Here is a 21,438-nt window from a genome sequence, read left to right on the forward strand (position 1 = left end):
GTTATGCGGGTGCTGATCGCGGGGGCCGGGCCGACCGGGCTGACACTGGCCATCGAGCTGGCGCGGCGGGAGGTCGACGTGCGGGTGGTGGACAAGGCGGCGGAGTTCTTCGCCGGTTCACGAGGGGACGGGCTGCAACCGCGCACGCTGGAGGTCTTCGACGACCTCGGCGTCGTGGAGGCGGTGCTCGAAGCCGGGATCACGCCACCGCCGATGCGCGCGTACGTGGCCGGTGAGTTCGTCGGCGAGCACATCATGTTCGAGCTGAGCGAGCCGACACCGGACGTGCCGTACCCCAACGGCTGCATGCTCGGCCAGTCGCGGACCGAGCAGATCCTGCGCGAGCGGCTGGCCGGGTTCGGGGTGCGTGTGGAACTCGGCACCGAGCTGACCGGGTTCACGCAGGACGACACCGGCGTCGACGTGGTGCTGAACGGCACCGAGCGGACGCGCGTGGACTACCTGGTCGGGGCCGACGGCGGCAAGAGCTTCGTGCGGAAGTCGCTCGGGATCCCGTTCGAGGGCACCACGGACGAGTCGATCCGGCTGCTGGTCGGCGACGTCGCGGCCGACGGGCTGGACCACGACCGCGGCCACTGGTTCGGGCTGGGCCCCGATCCGCGGGAGGGGATCGTGCTCATGCCGCTGTCCGGTGGCGCGCAGTTCCAGTTCGCCGCGCCGCTGGAGGGCGAGCCGACGCTGGCCGGGTTGCAGGCGCTGCTCGACCGGTACTCCGGCGGCATGGGCATCCGGTTGCACGAGCTGACCTGGTCGACGGTGTGGCGGCCGAACACCCGGCTCGCCGCGCGGTACCGGGAGGGCCGGGTCTTCCTGGCGGGCGACGCCGCGCACACGCACCCGCCGACCGGCGGGCAGGGGCTCAACACCGGCGTGCAGGACGCGGCCAACCTGGGCTGGAAGCTCGCCGCCGAGGAGCACCTGGACACCTACGAGGCGGAACGCCTGCCGGTCGCGGCTTCGGTGCTGGGGCTGAGCACGGAGTCGCTGCGGAAGTACCTCGACGGCGACGCCGACGCGCACCGGCGAGGGGCGGAGTACCACCAGCTCGGCATCAGCTACGCGGGCGGCCCGCTGGCCCGCGACGAACGCGCGGTGCCGGGCCGGGTGGTGGCCGGTGACCGCGCCCCGGACGCGCCGGTGGACGAGAAAACCCGGCTGTTCGACCTGTTCCGGGGTCCACATTGGACAACGCTGGCGTTCGGCTGCCCGGCGCCGGCGGAGGAGCACGCGCACTCGGTCGACGGGATCGCGCTGGAGATCTACGACGTGAAGCCCGGCACCATCGTCCGGGTGCGGCCGGACGGCTACATCGGCTCGATCACGGCGTGACGCGCCGGGTCGCCGCCGTCAGCGCTTCAGGAGGACGGCGGCGGCCTCGTCGATTTCGGCGACCACGTCCGGCCACACCGAGCGCGCCACCGCGCATCGCAGGTGCTCGCGTTCCACGATGCGCCCCGCGATGAAGGCGACCGCCGGGTCCACGTCGGCGGCCATGGCGCGGACGCGCTCCGCGGCGACCACCGCGTCCTGGTGGTCACCGAGCACGGTCTGCAGGCGCTCGGCGGCCTTCACCAGCACCTTGATCGCCCGCTTCGCGGTCTTGTCCGGCGCGGCGGGCTTGGCCAGCTCACCGGCGTACCGCAGGCGCTTGCCGTGGATGCGCAACGCGTGCAGGTCGTCGTCCGGCGGGTTCTCCGGCAGGGCCGCCACCGCCTTGGCCAGCTTCCGGTACGGCTTCTTCAACGCCGAGACCAGATCCACCTCGCGCCGCTCGGGAACGTCCACTTCGGAGGATTCGACCTCGACCTCGACCTCGGCTGGCCGCGCGAGCTGCGCGGTCATGGTCAGCGTGGTGGCGTAGCGGCTGCTGTTGAGGACCCTGGTCAGCCGCCGCTTCGCCTGGCCGCGCTGCGCGACGAACCGCGCGACCAGCTGCCTGGCCGCGAGCTGGTCGGTGGTTTCGAACTCCGCGACCACCTCACGCAGGTGCTCGATCAGCACGTCGAAATCCCGCACCTCGCCGAGCGCGTTGCCGAGCCAGCCCAGCTCGGCGCGTGCCTCTTCGGCGGTCGGCCCGAGCGGGCCGCCCGACAGCTTCAGCACGCTGCGCATGCGCCGGATCGCCACCCGCAGCTGGTGCAGGTGCTCGGGATCGGTGCCCGCGCGGGTGCCCGGCTCGTGCTCGAGCACCGCGCGCAGCTGCCGGTCCAGCTTGGCGCGGACGTGCGCCACCGGCGGATCGTCCGGACCGGCCTTCGGCGATTGCGGCGGCAGACCGAGGTCCGCCGCGGTCCTGACCTGGGGCCGGGGTGGTGTCGTCACGGTGGTCACCCGGTTAATGGTAGGTGAACCGGATTGAGCCGATCGGGCTCAGTTGGCGTGCAGGGCCGCGTTCAGCTCGATGCCGGAGCCGGTGCGCGGCACCACTTCCACCGCGCCGTTGGCCGAGTTCCGGCGGAACAACGCGCCGGAGATGCCGGACAGCTCCCGCGCCTTGACCGTCTTGCCGTCGAAGCTCACCTTGGTGCCCGCGGTGACGTACAGCCCGGCTTCGACCACCGAATCGTCGCCGAGCGAGATGCCGATCCCGCCGTTCGCGCCGATCAGGCAGCGCTCGCCGATGGAGATGACCTCCTTGCCACCACCGGAAAGCGTGCCCATGATCGACGCGCCGCCGCCGACGTCACTGCCGTCGCCGACCACCACACCGGCGGAGATCCGGCCTTCGACCATGGAGGCGCCGAGCGTGCCGGCGTTGTAGTTCACGAAGCCCTCGTGCATCACGGTGGTGCCGGTGGCCAGGTGCGCGCCGAGGCGGGCGCGGTCGGCGTCGGCGATCCGCACCCCGGACGGGGTGACGTAGTCGACCATGCGCGGGAACTTGTCCACGCCGTAGACGGTCACCGCGCCACGCGCGCGCAGCCGCAGCCGGGTCGCCTCGAAGCCCTCGACCGGGCACGGCCCGTGGTTGGTCCACACCACGTTGGCGAGCAGGCCGAAGATGCCGTCCAGGTTCTGCCCGTGCGGCCGGACCAGGCGGTGGGAGAGCAGGTGCAGGCGGAGGTAGACGTCGTGCGCGTCGGCCGGGGCGTCGGCGAGCCTGCCGATCCGGGTGCGCACGGCGACCACCTCGACGCCGCGGTCGGTGTCCTCGCCGAGCAGCGCGGCCGCGGCCTCACCGAGCGCCTCGACGGCTTCTTCCCGCGAAAGCCGCTCGGTGCCGTTGCCGGTGCCCGCGTCCGCCAGCTTCGGCTGGGGGTACCAGGTGTCCAGCACCACACCGTCGGTGCTGATGGTGGCCAGCCCGACGCCGCTGGCCCCGGTGGTCTCGGGTGAAGGGTTCTCGGTCACGGCTGAGACGGTAACCGAGCCGTGGTCACCCTGTCGCCGTGGGCGCCTCGCGCAACCGTGTGCGGACAGTGTCCAAACCGGCCTTCAACTCGTCCAGTTGGCGCAGGCAAGCGGCGGCGTCCGGGCCGGTTTCCGCCTCGCAACCTGCGCGGCGGTAACCGTCGATGCCCGCTTGGAGTTGCTGCCCGGGTTCACGGAGAGCGACGAAGCTCTCGGCGAGCTTGTTCACCGTTCCGGTGAAGCTGCCGAGTTGCGTGACGTACTTCTCGCACAGCCAGAACCGCTGCTTCTCGGGTGCGGTGAAGCACGGGTCGGCGGTGAGCGCGTTGGCCTTGGTGAGCAGGACCTCCGGGGTCACCTCGTCCGGTTTCGGCCGGGTGGACCCGGAATCGTCACCACCGCAGCCGGCCAGCGCCAGCAGGGGGACCGCGAGCAGAGCGAGGAGGGAGGAACGGCGGGTACGCACCAGGTCACCGTACTTCGGTAGGTTGCGGCCATGGCTTTGGACCTGCGTGCCGACCCGATCGACCTGACCGCCGCACTGGTGGACGTGCCCAGCGAGTCCGGGCAGGAGGCGGCGCTGGCCGACATGGTGGAGGCGGCGCTGCGCGCGGACGCCCCGCACCTCGAGGTGGTCCGCAACGGCGACGCGGTGCTCGCGCGCACGAACCTGGGCAGGCCGAGCCGGGTGATCCTCGCCGGGCACCTGGACACCGTGCCGGTCAACGGCAACCTGCCGGTCCGCCGCGAGGGCGGCCACCTGCACGGACTGGGCACAGTGGACATGAAGGGCGGTGACGCGGTCTTCCTGCACCTGGCCGCCGCGATCACCGAGCCGAAGCACGACGTCACCTTCATCTTCTACGACTGCGAGGAGGTCGACGCCGCGCGCAACGGGCTCGGCCGCATCGAGCGCGAACTGCCGGACTGGCTGCGTGCCGACCTGGCCATCGTCGGCGAGCCGTCGAACGCGGTGATCGAGGCCGGTTGCCAGGGCACCATGCGTGTCCAGTTGAAGGTGCGCGGGCAGCGTGCGCACACCGCGCGCGCCTGGCGCGGGTCGAACGCGATCCACGGCCTGGTCGAGCCACTGCGGCGGCTGGCCGAGTACCACCCGCGGACACCGAAGATCGACGGCCTGACCTATCGCGAGGGCCTGCAGGCGGTGCGTGTGCACGGCGGGGTGGCCGGGAACGTGGTGCCGGACGAGGCGGTGCTGGAGATCAACCACCGGTTCGCCCCCGACCGCTCGCCCGCGCAGGCCGAGCAGCACCTGCGCCAGGTGTTCGAGGGCTTCGAACTGTCCGTTGTGGACATTTCGCCGGGGGCGCTGCCCGGGCTGGACGCGCCCGCCGCGCGTGAGCTGATCGAGGCCGCGGGCGGGCAGCCGGTGGCGAAGCTGGGCTGGACCGACGTGGCCCGGTTCTCCGCGCTGGGCATGGCGGCGGTCAACTTCGGCCCCGGCGACCCGGCGCTGGCGCACACCCAGCAGGAGAACGTCGCGGTTTCCGACATCACGCAGGTGGCCAAGGTCCTGCGGAGCTTCCTCGGCGGCTGACTCGGCTGGGTGGGCTGAGCCGGTTTCAGCTTCGCGAGGCGTTGACGATCGGCGCTGGTGGGCGCTACCTTCGGTGTGCCCACCAACTGTTAAGAAAGTTTCCTATCTATTTCCGCCGCCGGAAAAGGGGAAACCGTGAGACGACCCGCGCTCGCGCTGCTCGCCGCCCTGCTGCTCGCGCCCGCCGTCCCGGCCACCGCCGCGCCTGCCACCGGCGAGCTGCGCGTGGACCAGGTCGGCTACGGCACCACCGAAACCAAGGTCGCCTACCTGCTCGGGAAGACCCCTGCCGAAGGCGTGCCGTTCCGCGTGGTCGACGCACGCGGCAAGACCGTGCACACCGGCCGGACCCCGGCCGCGACCGGCTCGTGGAACCCCGGCCACCCCGCCGTGCACCCGCTCGACTTCAGCGGGGTGAAGCAGCCGGGGACGTACCGGCTGAAGCTCGGTTCGGCGACCTCACCCGAGTTCCGGATCGGCACCGGGCTGTTCACCCCGCTCGCCCGCGCCAACAACGAGTTCTTCCAGGCCCAGCGCGACGGCGCCGAGGTCATCCCGGGACGACTCGGCCGCAAGCCCGCGCACCTGGCCGACCGGCGGGCGACCGTCTACGCGCCACCCGAGTTCGGCGGTGACTTCGGTGACGAGATCCTGGCGCCGCTGAAGCCGATCGGCGGCCCGATCGACGTCGAAGGCGGCTGGGCCGACGCCGGCGACTACGTCAAGTTCACCTCCAACTCGGCGTATTCGCTGGCGGAGATGGGCTACGCGCTGCGCGGGCGGTACGACCGCGCGCTCGCCGACGAGGTCCGGTTCGGCCTGCGCTGGCTGGACAAGATGTGGGACGCGCGGACCGGCGTGCTGTACGCGCAGGTCGGCATCGGGACCGGCAGCGAGAAGTTCGGCTTCCTCGGTGATCACGACGTCTGGCGCCTGCCGGAAGCCGACGACGCGCGGCAGGTCGAGCCGGGGCATCCCGAGTACTTCGTCAAGCACCGCCCGGTGTTCCCGGCGAACGCGCCGGGTGAGGCGGTCAGCCCGAACCTCGCGGGCCGCGTCGCCGCCGCGTTCGCCTTGGGCGCGCAGGTCGAACGCGACAAGAACCTCGCACGCCAGTACCTCGACGAGGCCGCGTCGATCTTCGCCAAGGCCAAGACCACCGGCGTCGGCGAGCTGGTCACCGCCTTCCCGCATTCCTACTACCCGGAGTCGTCCTGGCGCGACGACCTCGAACTGGGTGCCACTCAGCTCGCGCTCGCGGGGCAGCGCCTCGGCGACCGGCGCGCGAAGGGCTGGACCGAGCAGGCCGTGCACTGGGCACGCGAGTACATCGCCGGGGACGACCGGAGCACGCTGAACCTCTACGACACGAGCGCGCTCGCACACGCCGACCTGGCCAGGTTGGCCCCGCAGGTGCGCGGTGAACTGGTCGCGGACCTGCGCCGCCAGCTCGACGAGGGCGTGGCCGGGGCGCAGGCGAGCCCGTTCCGCACGGCGGTGGACCTCACCCAGTTCGACGCCGCCACCAAGAGCTTCGGCTTCGCGGCCACCGCCCGGCTCTACCGCGGGGTCACCGGCGACGGCACCTACGACGCGTTCGGCACGCAGCAGCGCAACTTCGCGCTCGGCGCCAACGCGTGGGGTGTGTCGCTGGTGGTCGGCGCGGGCAGCCGGTATCCGAACTGCCCGCACCACCAGGTGGCAAATCTGAGCGGGAGTACCGAGCCGGGTGCGCGAATCCTCCACGGCGCGGTGGTCAACGGGCCGAACGGCACAGCCAACTTCGAGGGCCTCACCCCGCCGGACGGGGCCACGCCGTGCACCAAGCCACTGGCCGCCTTCGACACCCCCGACACCCGCTTCTTCGACGACGTCAGTTCATGGCCGAGTTCCGAACCGGCCATCGACTTCACTTCCACCGCGCTGCTGGCCTTCACGTTGAGTCCGTAAGCTCGGTTCGGTGACTGAGGAAAACGCAGCGGTGCCCGGCGAGCAGTACCCGGAGCACCCTCCGGAGAAGCACCGTGGCCCGGTTGTCCTGCGGCGTGAGCGGCGGTCCGAGGCCACCACCACCGACCAGCGGCTGCTGGATTCGCGCGGCCCGTCCGACTGGGTGCACACCGACCCGTGGCGGGTGCTGCGCATCCAGGCCGAGTTCGTCGAGGGCTTCGGGGCGCTGGCCGAGGTGCCGCGCGCGGTGACCGTGTTCGGCTCGGCACGCACCCCGCGTGAGCACCCGGAATACGAGCTGGGTCGCAAGATCGGCGGTGCGCTGGCCAGCGCCGGGTTCGCCACCATCACCGGTGGCGGGCCCGGTTCGATGGAGGCGGTCAACCGCGGCGCGTCCGAGGCGGGCGGGTTCTCCATCGGGCTCGGCATCGAGCTGCCGTTCGAGCAGGGCCTGAACCCGTGGGTCGATCTCGGCGTGAACTTCCGGTACTTCTTCACCCGCAAGACCATGTTCATCAAGTACTCGCAGGCCTTCATCTGCCTGCCCGGCGGGTTCGGCACGCTCGACGAGCTGTTCGAGGCGCTGACCCTGGTGCAGACCAAGAAGGTGACCAAGTTCCCGGTGGTGCTCTTCGGCACCGAGTACTGGGGCGGCCTGTACGACTGGATCGCGAAAACCCTGTTGCGCGAGGGCAAGATCGGGCAGAAGGATCTGGACCTGCTGTACCTCACCGACGACGTGGACGACGCGGTGGCCGTGGTGCAGGAGGCGTACAAGGCATGGGAGGAAGCCCACTAGTGAAGCGGGTCTGCGTGTTCTGCGGTTCCTCGCCCGGCAAGGGCACGGTCTACACCGAGCAGGCGGCCGCACTGGGGAAGCTGCTGGCCGAGCGCGGGATCGGGCTGGTCTACGGCGGCGCGAGCGTGGGCACCATGGGCGTGGTCGCCGACGCCGCGCTGGCCGCGGGCGGCGAGGTGATCGGCGTGATCCCCGGGCACCTGATGGACGCCGAGGTCGGGCACCACGGGCTGACCGAGCTGCACGTGGTCGCCACGATGCACGAGCGCAAGGCGAAGATGGCCGAGCTGTCCGACGGTTTCCTGGCGCTGCCGGGTGGCGCTGGCACGCTCGAGGAGCTGTTCGAGGTGTGGACCTGGGCGCAGCTGGGCCTGCACGCGAAACCGCTGGGCCTGGTGGACGTCGCGGGGTACTTCCAGCCGCTGCGGCAGTTCGTCGACCACATGGTGGACGAGGGCTTCCTGCGGCCGCAGCACCGCGAAATGGTGTCGGTGGACCCGGATCCGCGGGTGCTGCTGGAGATCTTCGAGTCCCACAACGGCGTGGCCGTGAACAAGTGGACCGGTCAGACGCCGAACTGATAGATGCTCGGCAGCCCGGCCACCGGCAGGCAGGCGGTCTCCGCGCCGAAGCAGACTTCGGTGCGGCTGAGGTCGATCTGCGCCGGCACGTCGGCGAAGGCGGGCACGTAGTACGCGACGCCCTCGCGCAACAGGGTGTCCGCCGCCGAGGCCAGGCCTTCGCGTAGCACGCCGGAATCCGCGCGTGCCTTGGGTTCCGGGGCGAAGGTGCCGAACGCGATGAACCGCGCGGCGCAGTCGTTCGCCGAGACCGGGGCGCAGGCGCCGTTGCTCGGGAAGCGCACCGAGGTGGGGAGCACGGCGTCGCCGGTCACCGCCGCGGGGAGTTCGGAGATGCGCAGGACCACCCCGAGCGTGGTGCGGCCGGTGGTCTCCGGCCTGCCGCGGAAGCGGGTGCTGGTGCCCTGCGCGACGCCCTGCGCCACAAAACCGGGGGCGCGGTAGGCGGGTCCGCTCGCCGCGGGCAGCGTCCGGACCGGCATCGGTTCGGGTGGCCGGGTCGTGGTGGTCGCGGGCGCGCTGGGCGCACCGGGCGCCGCCGGGCCGGATCCGCAGCCGGCCAGCAGGGCGGCCGTGCAGAAACCGGCCAGCCGTCTTCGGTGTCGATGCTCCATGCCGGTGCAGACGGTACCGCCGGAAGGCCCCTGACCGGGGTAACGTTTCGGGCGCCATAGGGTGTACTCATGAGTAGTCTCCAGACCTGGCAGGACCCCCGGTGGTCGGCCGGGGAGCTGGCCGAGGCCAAGGGCGAGCGCACGGTTTCGGTGGTGCTGCCCGCGCTGGACGAGGCCGAGACGGTCGGCGGGGTGGTCGCTTCGGTGCTGCCGCACGTCGGTCCGCTGGTGGACGAACTCGTCGTGGTCGACTCCGGTTCGACCGACAACACCGCCGAGGTCGCCGCCCGCGCCGGGGCGCGCGTGGTGCGGCGCGAGGACGTGCTGCCGGAGCTGCCGCCGTGGCCCGGCAAGGGTGAGGTGCTCTGGCGCGCGCTCGCCGCCACCACCGGTGATCTGGTGGTCTACCTCGACTCCGACCTGGTCGATCCCGATCCGGCGTTTGTGCCCGCGTTGCTCGGGCCACTGCTCACCACGTCGGGTGTGCACCTGGTCAAGGGCTTCTACCGCCGTCCGCTGCGCCTGGAGACCACCGAGCTGGGCACCGGCGGCGGCCGGGTCACCGAGCTGCTCGCGCGCCCGCTGCTGTCCGCGTTGCGCCCGCAGCTGTCCGGCCTGGTCCAGCCGCTCGGCGGCGAGTACGCGGCCACCCGTGAATTCCTCGAGTCGGTGCCGTTCGCCGCCGGGTACGGGGTGGAGATCGGTCTGCTGCTCGACGCCGAGTCGCGGTACGGCGTGGAGGCGCTCGCGCAGGTCAATCTCGGGGTGCGCAAGCATCGCAACCGGTCACTGCTGCAGCTGGGCGTGATGGCGCGGCAGATCCTCGGCACCGCGCTCGCCCGCTGCGGCATCGAGCAGGCCGGCGGGGAGCTGACCCAGTTCGTCCAGGTCTCCGGGGAGTGGCTGCCCGACGTCACCGACGTGCTGGTCGCGGACCGGCCGCCGATGCTCGAAGCCGCTCGTGCCGGCGAGGTCGTGCGTGGCCAGCACCACGGTGGCCCCGGGACACGCCCGTAGCACCCCGTCGAGCACACGCCGGGCGTGTGCCGGATCGAGCCCTTCGGTCGGTTCGTCGAGGATCAGCACGCGTGGCTGGGCCAGTACCGCGCGCGCCAGCGCCAGGCGACGTCGTTGCCCGCCGGAGAGCGTGGTCGCGTCGAGTTCCCAGTCGCAGTCCAGATCGGCGGCCTCGCAGGCGCGGCGCAGTTCGCCGTCACTGGCTTCGGGTGCGGCCAGCAGCAGGTTTTCCTTGACGCTGAACCGGAAGATGTGTGCGTGCGCGGTGGCGCCGCTGACGATCCGGGGGAGCTGCCCCGGGTCGAATTCGCTGAGCGGACGCCCGTTCGCGGTGACTTCGCCCGCCTGCGGTTCGAGCAGGCCGAGCAGGACGTGCAGCACGGTGGTTTTGCCCGAACCGCTCGGCCCGACCAACGCGACCCGGCTGCCCGGCGGCAGGTCCAGGTCCACCAGCGGCAGGTCGCGCGCGGTCGCCCCGGTCAGCCGCAGGTGCACCGGGCCGTCGGTCGCGTCGGCGGTACCGGGTTCGGGAGCCGGTTCGGCCAGCAGCACGCGCAACCGCCTGATCGACGCGCGTGCCTCGACCCAGCGCTGGGCGGCCGCGGGCAGCGGCAGCACCACCTCGAACGCGGCCAGCGCGCCGAGCGCGAGCGCGGCGGTCATCGGCGTGGACACCCCCGCGACCAGGCAGATGACCAGCGTGGTGCCGAGTTGCAGGGCCACCCCGGCGGCCGCGAGCGCGGGCACCCAGCGGGAGCGCTCGGTGGCGGCGAGTTCGCCGACGGCCGTCGAAGCCTTGTCCAGCGCGCGTTCTTCGGCACCGTAGGCAAGCAGTTCTTCCGCGCCCCGGACCAGGACAACGGCGTGCTCACCGACAGCCGCCCGCGCCGGGGCGCTCCGATCCGCGGCCTTCGTGGTCAGCCGGGCACAGCACCACGGCAGCAGGACACCGCCGAGGACCAGCCCGGTGGCCAGCGCGACCGCGGCTGGTGGTGAGAAGAACGCGCTGACCAGCACCGCGATCGACCCGGTCAAGGCGGCCACCCCGGCGGGCAGCAGGCAGCGCAGCACGGCGTCCTGCGCGGCGTCCACATCGGACACCACCCGCGCGAGCAGGTCGGCGTCGGAGGCGCGCTGGTCGCGGTGGGGCAGCAGCGCGCGGTACACCCGCGCCCGCACCTCGCCGATCGCCGACAGCACCACCTCGTGCCCGGCAAGGCGTTCGGCGTAACGCAGCGAACCACGCAGGAGCGCCAGCGTGCGCACGGCGACGATGGCCACGGTCAGCGCGGTGATCGGCGGGTGCTCGGCCGCGCGCAGCAGCAACCACGCCGCGATGCCCATCAACGCGAGCCCGGCGAGTTCGGCGGCCGTGGCGAGCAGGGCCGCCCAGAACAGTTTGCTCAGACGCATGTTTTCTCCCGCAGAAGACCGTGTCGTAGTTCGACCACACGCGTGGCCAGCCGGGTCATCGCGGGCCGGTGTGCGACCAGGACCGCGGTCCGCCCGTCGAGCAGTTTCGCCGCGGTGCGCAGGATCGCGGCTTCCGTGGCGGTGTCCAGGTGGGCGGTCGGCTCGTCGAACAGCAGCAGGTCGGCGTGTGGGCGCATGAGTGCGCGGGCCAGGCCGACGCGCTGGCGTTGCCCGGAGGACAGCCCGGTCGCGCGGTCGAAGTCGATCTCCGCGGCCTTCGCGGCGGCCGCCACGTCACCTTCGGCGCCCAGGCTGATGTTCTCGTGCAGGCTGCCGGGAAAGATCGTCGGCTGCTGCGGCACCCACGCCAGCTGCGCGCGCCACGCGGTCAGGTCGAGGTCACGCAGGTCGACGCCGTCGACCAGGACGCGGCCCGCGGTCGGCTGGACAAAGCCGAGCAACACCGCGAGCAGGGTGCTCTTGCCCGAGCCGCTCGGCCCGACCAGCGCCAGTCGCTCGCCGGGCCTGATCGTCAGATCCACATCGGACAGTGCATTGTGGTCGCGGTCCGGGTAGCGCACGGTGACGCCTTCGAGCCGGATCTCGCCGGTGCTCGGGATTCTGGTGCCGCTCGGGTGTGCTTGCGGGAGGGTGCGCACCTCCTCCAGGATCGCCAGTCCTTCCGCGCTCGCGTGGAACTTGGCGCCCGCCGCGCGCAACGGCAGGTACGCCTCGGGCGCCAGGAGCAGGATCACCAGCGCGGTCTGCGCGCCGATTCCGCCGCCGAGCAACCGCAACCCGACCGGTACGGCGACCAGCGCCACGGACAGCGTCGCCACCAGCTCCAGCACCAGCGCGGACAGGAAGGCGACCCGCAGCGTGCGCATGGTCGCGTTCGCGTGGGCGTCAGCCATCCGCCGCACGGTCTCCACCTGCGCCTTGGCCCGGCCGAACACCTTCAACGTCGGCAATCCGGTGACCACGTCCAGGAAGTGACCGCCCAAAGTGGACAGCAGCCGCCACTGGCGATCGGTGCGGTCGCGGGTGTGCGCGCCGACCAGCGCGGCGAACACCGGGATCAGCGGCAGCGTGACGGCCACCGTCAACCCCGCCACCAAGTCCGCGCTGACCAGCCGCACCAGCACGGCGAGCGGGATGACCACCGAGCCGATGAGTTTCGGCAGGTACTCGGCGAAGTAGCCGTGCACGCCGTCGATGCCGCGGGTGACCAGCGTGGCCGTGCGCCCGGCGTCGCGCGTGCCCAGCGAGCGGGCGAGCACGCGGTTGCGCAGCGTGGTCTTGGCCGTGGTGGTGTACCGGTCGGCGACCGCGCCGCCGAGCCAGGTCAGCGCGGCCCGGCCGAGCACGGCGCCGCCGAGTGCCGCTGCCGTGCCCGCCGCCGGGGCGGTGAGCAGGGTGGCCAGCAGCTCGGCCTGCACCAGGATCGCGGCGGCGGTCACCGCGCCCAGCACCCCCAGTGCGGCCAGGTAACGCGAGAAGCCGGGCAGTTCCTCGCGCAGGCGCGGATCGATCGGGCGCATCAGTGACCTCTCTCAGAAGTGCAGCAGCGTGCGGTCGCCGACCGGCCGCCGGTTCGCCCGCCAGGTCAGCCACTGCACCAGCACCACCACGGCGACGGCGGGTACCGCGACGAAGGTGAGCAGCCGCAGCGTGCCGGGTGACGCGGCGGACTGGCTGATGTCCAGCGACAGCAACAGGTACGGGAAGCGCAGCGTTCCGGCGAGCACCACGGGCAGCACCGCCAGCACCATCGACCCGGCGAGCGCGACCCTCGGCGACCCCAGCCAGGTCACGGCCAGTGCCGCGACCGCCGCGGCCAGCACCAGCAGCGCGGGCCATGCGCGGTCCACAGTGGACATGATCGGCGACAGGGCCGTCCACCCGGCCACCACCGCGACCCACACCGCCACCAGCGGAACCAGCCGCCGTGCCAGGGACCGCCCCTTCGCCGCCAACGCCGCGTCACCGCGAACGGCCAGGAAGTTCGCGCCGTGCAAGGCGAACAACGCGACGAACCCGAGTCCCCACAGCAACGAGAACGGATCGGCCACCGGCACCGGCCCGGTGGCGGGCAGGCCGCGCACCAGGTTCCCGAAGAACACGCCCCAGGCCGCGGTGGTGACCAGCGCACCGCCGGTGACCAGCAGGTCCCAGCTCCCGCGGCCTGCCCCCGGCCGCCTGCTCCGCAACTGCACGGCGGCGGTGAAGGTGATCAACCCCAGCAACATGGCCACCACGACCAGGTAGTTCTGCTTGAACACCTTGCCCTCCAGCAACGGGAACGCGCCGAAGAGCAGGCCGACCGCGGCCACCAGCCACACCTCGTTGCCCAGGAAGAACGGGCCGACCGAGCCGAGCGCGCGGCGGCGCTCCGGTTCGTCGCGGCCCACCGCACGCAGCAGCAGGCCGACGCCGTAGTCGTACCCGGCGAGCGCGAAGTACCCGCAGAGCAGCAGGCCGAGCAGGCACCAGAAGAAGATTTCCACGATCAGACTCCGGAAAGAACGGGCGCGGCGGGCGCGTGCTGGGGGACTTCCGGCTCCGGCCCGCGCCGGGCCAGCCGGGACATCAGCACCCAGTCCGCGACGGCGAGCGCGGCGAAGAGCGCGGTGAACGCGATGAACGAGGCGAGCACCTGGCCCGCGCCGAGGTCGGACATGGCGTCGGCGGTGGTCAGCTTGCCGTACACCAGCCACGGCTGCCTGCCGATCTCCCGCACCAGCCAGCCGCAGATCGCCGCGACGAACGGCAGCGGAATGCCCCAGACCATCAGGCGCAGCAACGGCCGCGCCCGCGCGATCCGGTTCCTCGCCAGGAACGGCAGCGCGATCAGGCTGGCGAACACGAAGAACTGCCCGATCATCACCATCAACCCGAGCGGCAACCCGACGCCGCCGCCTTCGAGCTTGTCCGGTTGCAGCTCACCGATCGCCGGGAACTGGGCGGCGCCGAAGCCGAAGACCACCGGCGCCGAAATCAGGGTGACCACCACGCCGAGGCGCATCGAGCGCGTGAAGAACTCGACCTCCTCGCTGCGCCGGAGGAAGTGGTACGCGCTGACGCCGACGAGGAACACCCCGCCGGTGAGCAGCGCCGCGCTGAGCACGTGCGGCAACGCGGAGACGAAGGTTGGATTGGTCAGCAGCGCGCTGAAGTCGGTCAGCCGCAGCACGCCGTTCTCCTCGACGGCGCCGACCGGGTTCTGCAGGAACGAGTTGGCCGCCATGATCCAGAACGCCGAGGCGTAGGCGGTCAGCGCGACCAGCCAGATCAGTGCCAGGTGCAGTCCGCGGCCCATCCGGTCCCAGCCGAAGATCCACAGCCCCAGGAAGGTGGATTCGAGGAAAAAGGCGACCAGCGTCTCGATGGCCAGCGGCGCGCCGAAGATGTCGCCCGCATAGGTGGACAAACCGCTCCAGTTCAGCCCGAACTGGAATTCCATCACGATTCCGGTGGCGATTCCGAGTGCGTAGTTGACCACGTAGAGCCTGCCCCAGAACCGGGTCATCCGGCGGTGCACGTCGCGCCCGGTGACCGCGTAGCGCGTCTGCATCACCGCGACCATCGTGACCAGACCCAGCGTGAGCAGCACGAAGAGGAAGTGGAACGAGGTGGTGGTCGCGAACTGGAGTCTCGCGATCGGTAGTGCTTCCATGGCGGTGCAGACTACATGTAGCGTGCCTACATGTAGCGGCAAAATTCATGGAATCAGGGAGAACTCAGGGTCTTCACCGGGTACCTCCCCGAGGCGGGCATCAGTAGAGTGCCTATGCATGAAGGCGGACGCGTTGCGCGGACATCTGGACGCCCTGCTGCTGGCCGTGCTCGACGGCCGCAAGCTGCACGGCTACGCGATCATCGAGGCGCTGCAGGCCCGCAGCGGCGGGGCGCTCGACCTGCCCACGGGCACGGTGTACCCGGCGCTGCGGCGGCTCGAGCGCGCCGGGTTCCTGGCCAGCGAGTGGGACGTGGTGTCCGGCCGCAAGCGGCGCACCTACCGGCTGACCAGGGCCGGGCAGAAGGCGCTGGCGGCGGAACGCGCGGAGTGGCAGCAGTTCACCTCGGTGATCGGCGCGGTACTGGGAGGGCAGGCATGGCCGGCGCAGGCGTGATCGACCGCTACCTGGAGGACCTGGCCGGCTCGCTGTACGGCGCCCCGGCCCGCAAGTCGGACCTGCTCGCCGAGGCCCGCGACAGCCTCGACGACGCCACCGAGAGCTACCGGTCGGCGGGGTTGTCGGAGGAGGAGGCGCAGCGGCGCGCGGTCGCCGAGTTCGGCGCGGTGTCCGAGGTCAGGGCCGACTACCAGTCGGAGCTGGGCCTGGCGACCGGGGTGCAGGCGCTGCGGTCGCTCGCGCTGGCGCTGCCGCTGATGCACGTGCTGTGGGAGCTGACCCGGATGACCACGTTCGGGTCGTGGAGCAACACCGGTGTGGTGATGCCCGAGTGGTACGGGTCGCTGGCGCTCACGGCCGACTACACGGGGTACGCGGTGGCCGGGCTCGGCCTGGTCGCGCTGCTGGTGGCGCGGGTGCTCTGCCGGTACGCGCGCTCGGCGCGGGCCGGGCGGTGGATCTCGCTGGTCGCGGCCACGTCGGTGGGCGCGGACCTGCTGGTGCGGATGGCGCTGGTCGGGGTGAGCGGGTTCATCGACACCAGCCTGCTGGTGCTGTCGTGGCCGTGCGCGGCGGTCGGGCTGCTGTCGATGATGATCAGCGCGCGACTGGTCGTGCTGGCGCGACGGTCGTGGCGGGCCTGTGTCACGATCGTGGCGTGACCACCGCGCTGATCTACCTAGTCGTCATGCTGCTGGTCGCGGCCGTGGTGTTCCTGCTGGCCGCGGTTGTCTTCGGCCGGGGTGAGGAGCTGGCCCCGCTGGCGCCGGGCGCGTCGCCGACCCGGCTGCCCGCCGAGGACCTGAGCGGCGACGACCTGCGTGCCGTGCGGTTCCAGCTGGTGCTGCGCGGGTACAAGATGTCCGAAGTGGACTGGGTGCTGCGGCGGGCTGGCAACGAGCTGGACGAGCTGCGGGCCAGGGTGGCGCGGCTGGAGGCGGAGCTGGAGGGGCGCCGCCGGGAGGACGCGATCTGATGCCGGAGCTGGTGCTGTCGGTGGCGGTGGCCGCGCCGGCCGGGACGACCTGGCTGGCGCTGACCGACTGGGCGCGGCAGGGGGAGTGGATGCTCGGGACCCGGGTCGAGGTGACCGAGGGCAACGGCCGCAGCGTCGGGTCGAAACTGGCGGCGTTCACCGGGGTGGCCGGCGTCGGGTTCACCGACACGATGGAGATCACCGGGTGGGAGCCGCCGGTGCGGTGCTCGGTGCGGCACACCGGTCGGCTGGTGCGGGGGACGGGCTCGTTCCACGTGCACGCGCAGGGCGCGGCGAAGTCGACGCTGGTGTGGTCGGAGCAGCTGAAGCTGCCGCTGGGGCCGCTGGGTCAGCTGGGCTGGCCGGTGGCGAAGCCGGTGTTCGCGCTGGGCGTGCGGTATTCACTGGACCGGTTCGCGCGGTTCGCGGAGTCCTATTCGGTGGGTGGGTAAATGGATTTGGTGGGTTCGGACGGGGTTTCGCGGTGTGCCTGGGGCAATTCCGCACCCGATTACGCGGTTTACCATGACACGGAATGGGGCGTGCCGTTGCACGGTGCGCAGGCCCTTTTCGAGCGGTTGTCGCTGGAGGCTTTCCAGTCGGGTTTGTCGTGGATAGTTATTCTTCGGAAACGGGAGGCCTTCCGCCGCGCTTTCGCGGACTTCGATTTCTCGGTGGTCGCCTCCTTCGATGATGACGACGTTTCGAGGCTGCTCGCGGACCCCGGCATCGTCCGCAACCGGGCGAAGATCCTGGCCACCATCCGCAACGCCCGCGCCGTCGCCGACCTGGACCAGCCCCTGGACGAACTGCTGTGGTCCTTCGCGCCCGAGTCTTCCCCCCGCCCGGCGACCATGGCGGACGTCCCCGCCACCACCCCGGAATCCCACGCCATGGCGCGAACGCTGAAAAAGCGCGGCTTCGCCTTCGTGGGGCCGACTACTTGCTACGCCCTCATGCAAGCCACCGGCATGGTCGACGACCACGTCACCTCCTGCTTCCGCGCCCAGTGATGTCACGAATGTGGCTTTCGAGACGTTTGGCGTCTCGAAAGCCACATTCGTGACATGCGGAGGAGTGCTGCTCAGCTGACGTTGGAGTGCTGGATGGTGACGGCCGGTCTCGGTCTCGCTCTGGCTGCTTCGTAGGCGGCGCGGAGTTCGGCCGCGACGGCGGCCGGTGCGCTCTTGAGCCTGCTGGGCAGCGTCTGCACCAGGACGATCCCCGCACCGGCGTAGCGGGTGTTCCGGTCGAGAGTGTCCCCGTAGTCGGCGTGCCGGTAGTGGTGTTCGTAGGAGTCGATTTCCCAGGCCAGCGCGACTTCATCACACCAGAGATCGGGTCTGGCCAGGTACTTGCCGTCTGGTCCGTGGAGTGCGGGGTTGTGCACGGGCGGCGGAAGCCCCGCGCTGCGCCAGATGCCGGTGGCGCGGGCCTCGGGGACCGAGCGGAGATCGGTGAGCAGCCTCTTCAGCACGGCACGCGGCAGGGCGCTACCGCGCTGGCTGCCCGACTCGAGTTCGGCGGAGAGCGCGGCGATCGTGCACAGCCCGCTCTGCCTCGCTTCGATCAGCAAGCCCATCACGGGATCGAGTTCACGGATGCGTCGTGCCCCGTCCAGGATCGCGCGGGCCGGTGGTGCGGTGGGCACGCCGGACACCATCCGCCTGCCCGGCAGCAGCGTGGTGCGTTCGATCACCACGAAGCCAGGGCTGCGCAATTGGCTGTCCGACGGGACCAACAGGTGGACTTCGCTGCTGAGCGGGACGTTCCGCAGGCCGTAGCGCCGCGCGGCTTCGAAGCCGGTGAGCAGGCCCGCACCGCGACAGTGCAACAGTCCCGCTTCCACGCGTTGGCGTGCGGTGGGCCTGGTATTCGCCAGCAGCACGATGCCCGGGAGCAGATAGGTCCACGGACCCCCGGGCTGGCAACGTCGATAGGCCGTCCTGGGCGGGATGCCGAGGCGCTCGAGCGTGGTTGTGCGGATGACCCCGTAGCGGCAATGACGGCGCAAGCTGGGGTCGATGATGAGATTTGGGTTCATGGCGCCGAACGCTGCCCCGGCACCCCGACATCTCGGCGCGAGTGTCACGAATGTGGCTTTCGAGACGCAGAACGTCTCGAAAGCCACATTCGTGACAGGGACTGGGCGCCGGCCCCGCGTAGGAGGGTTATTTTCCTTGGAAGGTGGGGCGGCGCTTGGTTACGAAGGCGTCCACGGCTTCCGCGTGGTCGGCTGTGCCGCCCAGCGCGGTTTGGGCGGCGTCTTCGGCGGCCAGTGCCTCCCGCAGGGTGCTTTCGGCGGCGACCGAGAGCACCTCCTTGATCTTCGCGTAGGCGACGGTCGGGCCCGCGGCGAGTTGCGCGGCGACGGCCTGGGCGCGCGCGGCCAGTTCCTCGTCCGGCACGACTTCGCTCACCAGGCCCAGCGACAGCGCCTCCTCCGCCTGCACCTTCCGCGCCAGCAACATCAGCTCAGTCGCCCGGCCGAGGCCGATGAGCCGCTGCAGGGTCCACGAAGCGCCCGAGTCCGGCCCCAGCCCGACGTTCGCGAAAGCCATCAGGAAGTTCGCCGACGACGCCGCGATGCGCAGGTCGCTGGCGTAGGCGAAGGCCGCGCCCGCCCCCGCGGCCGCGCCGTTGACCGCGGCGATCACCGGCTTCGGCATGCCGGTGATCAGCTCGACGATCGGGTTGTAGTGCTCGGCCACCGTGTGCAGCGGCGCCGGGTCGTTCGCCTGCAGCAACCCCACGTGCTCCTTGAGGTCCTGCCCGGCGCAGAACGCCTTCCCCGCCCCGGTCAGCACCACCGCGCGCACGCCCTCGTCGGCCGCCGCGTCGCGCAGGGCGGCCAGCAGCCGCTCCTTCAGCTCGACGGTCAGCGAGTTGTACGCCTGAGGCCGGTTCAGCGTGAGCGTCCGGACACCGGGCGTGTCCGTGCCGTCGCTGACCAGAAGAACGTCCTCTGTGGTCACTGGTGCTCCTGTCGTCCCTCGGTGGTTCGACTGGCGAGTCTGACACCCCGGCGAGCCGCATACCAGCACCGATGATGTGTGAAAAGATCGGTCCGCGCGCGCGGCCGCTCGCTGATGAGGGAGAATGGTTACTACCCGGTTGGCTTTGGCGAGCGCGACCCGGGCGCGCCGGTTGATACGGAGGGAGCACGCTATGGCGGCCATGAAGCCCCGGACCGGAGATGGTCCCCTCGAAGTGACTAAGGAGGGGCGGGGCCTCGTGATGCGCGTACCGGTCGAGGGCGGTGGGCGTCTCGTCGTCGAGCTCTCGGCTGAGGAAGCGAAGGATCTCGGGGCCGCGCTCCAGGAAGCCACCGGCTGAACGAGCCTTAGGTCGCACACCCCGGTCCCCGGCACGGTGACCGGGGTTAACTCTTGCCCGGATTCTGGAGGTCGCAGATGGCACGCGTTCCGTTACCGCCCGTACCCAGCCGGCTGGTCGAGGTCGAGGTGCTGGACGCGGTCCGGCGTGGCGCGCTGGAAGCCGTCCTCGTGCCGCAGCCGGAGGACGACGCCGAACTCGAGCTGATCGCCGGCGTGCGCCCGTCCGGGAAGGCCGGGGACGTCAAGCAGGTACCCGGCGACTCGCCGGTCCGCTGGCTGGTCGGCGTCGGCAAGGGCAAGCCGGAGAACTACCGCGCCGCCGGTGCCGCGCTGGCCAGGGCCGCCGACTCCTACTTCGAGCACGAGCCGGTCAAGGCACTGCAGATCGCGCTCGGCGAGGACGCCACTGCCGAGACCGCCCGCGAGCTGGCGATGGGCGTGATGCTCGGCGGTTACCGCTACAAGGTCAGCGGCGAGGAGCCGAAACCCCGGCTCAAGACGCTCCGCCTGATCCCGCGGTCCGAAGACGTGCCGGCGTTCGCCGAGGCGGTGAGCCGCACGCGTGAACTGGCCGCGGCGGCCGCGCTCGCCCGCGACCTCGCGAACACCCCGTCCAACGTGAAGGACCCGGCGTGGCTGGCGGACACGGCCGCGCGGCTCGCCGACGGCCTGCCGGGGCTGACCGCCACCATCCGCGACGAGCGGTGGCTCGCCGAGCAGGGCTTCGGCGGTGTGCTCGCGGTCGGCGGCGGCTCGGCAAGCCCGCCGCGGCTGATCGAGCTGGACTACAAGCCGCGCGGCGCGGCGGGGCACCTGCTCTACGTCGGCAAGGGCATCACCTTCGACACCGGCGGCCTGTCCGTCAAGCCGGCCGACGGCATGCACCTGATGCGCACCGACATGGCCGGTGGCGGCGCGGTGATCGCCGCTGTGCGCGCGGTCGCCGCGTTGGGCCTGAAGGTGCGGGTGACCGCGCTGGTCCCGGCCGCGGAGAACCACGTGTCCGGTTCGGCCTACCGCCCCGGTGACGTCGTACGGCACTACGGCGGCAAGACCACCGAGGTCGCCAACACCGACGCCGAGGGCCGCATGGTGCTCGCCGACGCGCTCGCCTACGGCATCAAGCGGTTCAAGCCGGACGCGGTGGTCGACGTGGCCACCCTGACCGGGGCCATGAAGGTCGCGCTCGGCCTGCGCACCGGCGGCCTGTTCGCCAGCGACGACGACCTCGCCGCCCGGATCGCCGCCGCGGGTGAAGCGGCAGGCGAGGCGTGGTGGCGGATGCCGCTGCTGGACGCGCACGCGGAAGCGGTCAAGGGCGACCTCGGTGACGTCAAGCAGGTGCCCACCGGGCCCGGCGGCATCACCGCGGCTTTGTTCCTGCGCGAGTTCACCGGCGAAACGCCGTGGGCGCACCTCGACATCGCCGGTCCGGCCAGGGCGGACCGCACCTACGCCGACGTGGTGCCCGGCGGTACGGGTTTTGCCGCGCGCACGTTGGTTGAGCTGGCTGCCGCCTACGTGTGATCGAGTTCGGGCAGCGGCGCGGCACCGAGCCCGGCGGTGCACGTTTGGTTGAGCTGCCTACGCGTGATCGAGTACGCATGCTGGCTGCTGGCTACGCGTGGCCCAGAGGTGCGCGGGGAGGTTGCGTATGGCGGGGAGCAGTGCGGCACCGAGCCGG

At 71.5% G+C, this 21,438-nt stretch carries 22 protein-coding genes and 1 pseudogene; 13 read left to right on the plus strand and 10 right to left on the minus strand.

The genetic code is table 11. The annotated features are described in order from the left end of the window. Positions 1-3: 3 nt before the first annotated feature. Positions 4-1,350 carry an FAD-dependent monooxygenase gene (locus A4R43_RS35995; protein ID WP_113696164.1) on the plus strand — a complete coding sequence of 449 codons (1,347 nt, stop codon included), beginning with the start codon at positions 4-6 and terminating at the stop codon, positions 1,348-1,350. Between the two features lie 18 nt (positions 1,351-1,368). On the opposite strand, the gene A4R43_RS36000 is transcribed toward A4R43_RS35995, so the two are convergent. From A4R43_RS36000 to A4R43_RS36010, 3 genes are read right to left on the minus strand one after another with little or no spacing between them, the layout of a single operon-like run. Next, positions 1,369-2,343 (minus strand): CHAD domain-containing protein, encoded by a 975-nt coding sequence (locus tag A4R43_RS36000; RefSeq protein WP_113698114.1) that lies wholly within the window; start codon positions 2,341-2,343, stop codon positions 1,369-1,371. A 48-nt stretch (positions 2,344-2,391) separates the two neighbouring features. After that, positions 2,392-3,372: a 2,3,4,5-tetrahydropyridine-2,6-dicarboxylate N-succinyltransferase gene (dapD, locus tag A4R43_RS36005; protein WP_113696165.1), complete on the minus strand. Its 981-nt coding sequence runs from the start codon at positions 3,370-3,372 to the stop codon at positions 2,392-2,394. 25 nt (positions 3,373-3,397) lie between these two features. After that, positions 3,398-3,838 (minus strand): hypothetical protein, encoded by a 441-nt coding sequence (locus A4R43_RS36010; protein ID WP_113696166.1) that lies wholly within the window; start codon positions 3,836-3,838, stop codon positions 3,398-3,400. A gap of 30 nt (positions 3,839-3,868) precedes the next feature. Between A4R43_RS36010 and dapE the strand changes: the two genes are divergently transcribed. From dapE to A4R43_RS36030, 4 genes are all read left to right on the plus strand, one after another. Continuing rightward, complete coding sequence (gene dapE / locus A4R43_RS36015) at positions 3,869-4,930, plus strand: succinyl-diaminopimelate desuccinylase (RefSeq protein WP_113696167.1); 1,062 nt, start codon at positions 3,869-3,871, stop codon at positions 4,928-4,930. A gap of 135 nt (positions 4,931-5,065) precedes the next feature. Beyond that, positions 5,066-6,880, plus strand: coding sequence for a glycoside hydrolase family 9 protein (locus tag A4R43_RS36020; RefSeq protein ID WP_113696168.1), 1,815 nt, complete (start codon positions 5,066-5,068; stop codon positions 6,878-6,880). Positions 6,881-6,890: 10 nt separating this feature from the next. After that, entirely contained in the window at positions 6,891-7,679 is a 789-nt protein-coding gene (locus A4R43_RS36025) for an LOG family protein (RefSeq protein WP_418190771.1), read from the plus strand. Beyond that, positions 7,679-8,260 carry an LOG family protein gene (locus A4R43_RS36030; RefSeq protein WP_113696170.1) on the plus strand — a complete coding sequence of 194 codons (582 nt, stop codon included), beginning with the start codon at positions 7,679-7,681 and terminating at the stop codon, positions 8,258-8,260. Before A4R43_RS36025 ends, A4R43_RS36030 begins: the two co-directional genes overlap by 1 nt. Here the strand turns inward: A4R43_RS36030 and A4R43_RS36035 are convergent. Further along, positions 8,245-8,874, minus strand: a complete 630-nt coding sequence (locus tag A4R43_RS36035; RefSeq protein ID WP_113696171.1) for a hypothetical protein — start codon at positions 8,872-8,874, stop codon at positions 8,245-8,247. The two genes, A4R43_RS36030 and A4R43_RS36035, sit on opposite strands and share 16 nt — an antisense overlap. A 69-nt stretch (positions 8,875-8,943) precedes the next feature. Between A4R43_RS36035 and A4R43_RS36040 the strand changes: the two genes are divergently transcribed. Beyond that, positions 8,944-9,891: a glucosyl-3-phosphoglycerate synthase gene (locus A4R43_RS36040; protein ID WP_113696172.1), complete on the plus strand. Its 948-nt coding sequence runs from the start codon at positions 8,944-8,946 to the stop codon at positions 9,889-9,891. Between the two features lie 12 nt (positions 9,892-9,903). On the opposite strand, the pseudogene cydC reads toward A4R43_RS36040, so the two are convergent. From cydC to A4R43_RS36060, 4 genes and pseudogenes are all read right to left on the minus strand, one after another. Continuing rightward, positions 9,904-11,304 (minus strand): annotated as a pseudogene (gene cydC, locus A4R43_RS36045) (thiol reductant ABC exporter subunit CydC); the annotation flags it as partial. Further along, positions 11,295-12,845, minus strand: coding sequence for a thiol reductant ABC exporter subunit CydD (gene cydD, locus A4R43_RS36050; protein ID WP_113696173.1), 1,551 nt, complete (start codon positions 12,843-12,845; stop codon positions 11,295-11,297). The gene cydD and the pseudogene cydC, both read right to left, overlap by 10 nt. A 12-nt stretch (positions 12,846-12,857) precedes the next feature. Beyond that, a complete protein-coding gene (locus A4R43_RS36055) occupies positions 12,858-13,811 on the minus strand; it encodes a cytochrome d ubiquinol oxidase subunit II (protein ID WP_113696174.1) in 954 nt (317 codons plus the stop codon). A 2-nt stretch (positions 13,812-13,813) separates the two neighbouring features. Further along, positions 13,814-14,980 (minus strand): cytochrome ubiquinol oxidase subunit I, encoded by a 1,167-nt coding sequence (locus A4R43_RS36060; RefSeq protein WP_113696175.1) that lies wholly within the window; start codon positions 14,978-14,980, stop codon positions 13,814-13,816. Between the two features lie 118 nt (positions 14,981-15,098). On the opposite strand from A4R43_RS36060, the gene A4R43_RS36065 reads away from it, so the two are divergent. From A4R43_RS36065 to A4R43_RS36085, 5 genes are read left to right on the plus strand one after another with little or no spacing between them, the layout of a single operon-like run. Then, on the plus strand, positions 15,099-15,437 hold the full coding sequence (locus tag A4R43_RS36065) for a helix-turn-helix transcriptional regulator (RefSeq protein ID WP_113696176.1): 339 nt from the start codon (positions 15,099-15,101) through the stop codon (positions 15,435-15,437). Further along, on the plus strand, positions 15,419-16,102 hold the full coding sequence (locus A4R43_RS36070) for a permease prefix domain 1-containing protein (protein ID WP_113696177.1): 684 nt from the start codon (positions 15,419-15,421) through the stop codon (positions 16,100-16,102). The genes A4R43_RS36065 and A4R43_RS36070 overlap by 19 nt, the downstream gene beginning before the upstream one ends. Next, a complete protein-coding gene (locus A4R43_RS36075) occupies positions 16,099-16,416 on the plus strand; it encodes a DivIVA domain-containing protein (protein ID WP_113696178.1) in 318 nt (105 codons plus the stop codon). The genes A4R43_RS36070 and A4R43_RS36075 overlap by 4 nt, the downstream gene beginning before the upstream one ends. Next, positions 16,416-16,868: an SRPBCC family protein gene (locus A4R43_RS36080; protein ID WP_113696179.1), complete on the plus strand. Its 453-nt coding sequence runs from the start codon at positions 16,416-16,418 to the stop codon at positions 16,866-16,868. The genes A4R43_RS36075 and A4R43_RS36080 overlap by 1 nt, the downstream gene beginning before the upstream one ends. Continuing rightward, positions 16,869-17,429, plus strand: a complete 561-nt coding sequence (locus A4R43_RS36085; RefSeq protein ID WP_113696180.1) for a DNA-3-methyladenine glycosylase I — start codon at positions 16,869-16,871, stop codon at positions 17,427-17,429. 71 nt (positions 17,430-17,500) lie between these two features. Here A4R43_RS36085 and A4R43_RS36090 read toward each other — a convergent pair whose 3' ends face one another. Both A4R43_RS36090 and A4R43_RS36095 read right to left on the minus strand, forming a co-directional pair. After that, positions 17,501-18,460, minus strand: a complete 960-nt coding sequence (locus A4R43_RS36090; RefSeq protein ID WP_236808486.1) for a hypothetical protein — start codon at positions 18,458-18,460, stop codon at positions 17,501-17,503. Between the two features lie 127 nt (positions 18,461-18,587). Then, positions 18,588-19,391 (minus strand): enoyl-CoA hydratase-related protein, encoded by an 804-nt coding sequence (locus tag A4R43_RS36095; protein ID WP_113696181.1) that lies wholly within the window; start codon positions 19,389-19,391, stop codon positions 18,588-18,590. Between the two features lie 193 nt (positions 19,392-19,584). Here A4R43_RS36095 and A4R43_RS36100 point away from each other — a divergent pair, with 193 nt between their 5' ends. Together A4R43_RS36100 and A4R43_RS36105 are read left to right on the plus strand one after the other, a co-directional pair. Further along, a complete protein-coding gene (locus tag A4R43_RS36100) occupies positions 19,585-19,752 on the plus strand; it encodes a DUF3117 domain-containing protein (protein WP_113698116.1) in 168 nt (55 codons plus the stop codon). A gap of 77 nt (positions 19,753-19,829) precedes the next feature. Further along, a complete protein-coding gene (locus tag A4R43_RS36105) occupies positions 19,830-21,281 on the plus strand; it encodes a leucyl aminopeptidase family protein (protein WP_113696182.1) in 1,452 nt (483 codons plus the stop codon). Positions 21,282-21,438: the final 157 nt, after the last annotated feature.

Source organism: Amycolatopsis albispora, assembly GCF_003312875.1.
GTDB classification, from domain to species: Bacteria; Actinomycetota; Actinomycetes; order Mycobacteriales; family Pseudonocardiaceae; genus Amycolatopsis; species Amycolatopsis albispora.

Coding starts and splice junctions, on each gene's coding strand:
- A4R43_RS36090 (WP_236808486.1), bottom strand. CDS start 18,460: ATGAACCCAAATCTCATCATCGACCCCAGCTTGCGCCGTCATTGCCGC.
- A4R43_RS36035 (WP_113696171.1), bottom strand. CDS start 8,874: ATGGAGCATCGACACCGAAGACGGCTGGCCGGTTTCTGCACGGCCGCC.
- dapE (WP_113696167.1), top strand. CDS start 3,869: ATGGCTTTGGACCTGCGTGCCGACCCGATCGACCTGACCGCCGCACTG.
- A4R43_RS36105 (WP_113696182.1), top strand. CDS start 19,830: ATGGCACGCGTTCCGTTACCGCCCGTACCCAGCCGGCTGGTCGAGGTC.
- cydD (WP_113696173.1), bottom strand. CDS start 12,845: ATGCGCCCGATCGATCCGCGCCTGCGCGAGGAACTGCCCGGCTTCTCG.
- A4R43_RS36060 (WP_113696175.1), bottom strand. CDS start 14,980: ATGGAAGCACTACCGATCGCGAGACTCCAGTTCGCGACCACCACCTCG.
- A4R43_RS36080 (WP_113696179.1), top strand. CDS start 16,416: ATGCCGGAGCTGGTGCTGTCGGTGGCGGTGGCCGCGCCGGCCGGGACG.
- A4R43_RS36065 (WP_113696176.1), top strand. CDS start 15,099: ATGAAGGCGGACGCGTTGCGCGGACATCTGGACGCCCTGCTGCTGGCC.
- A4R43_RS36070 (WP_113696177.1), top strand. CDS start 15,419: ATGGCCGGCGCAGGCGTGATCGACCGCTACCTGGAGGACCTGGCCGGC.
- A4R43_RS36100 (WP_113698116.1), top strand. CDS start 19,585: ATGGCGGCCATGAAGCCCCGGACCGGAGATGGTCCCCTCGAAGTGACT.
- A4R43_RS36085 (WP_113696180.1), top strand. CDS start 16,869: ATGGATTTGGTGGGTTCGGACGGGGTTTCGCGGTGTGCCTGGGGCAAT.
- A4R43_RS35995 (WP_113696164.1), top strand. CDS start 4: ATGCGGGTGCTGATCGCGGGGGCCGGGCCGACCGGGCTGACACTGGCC.
- A4R43_RS36040 (WP_113696172.1), top strand. CDS start 8,944: ATGAGTAGTCTCCAGACCTGGCAGGACCCCCGGTGGTCGGCCGGGGAG.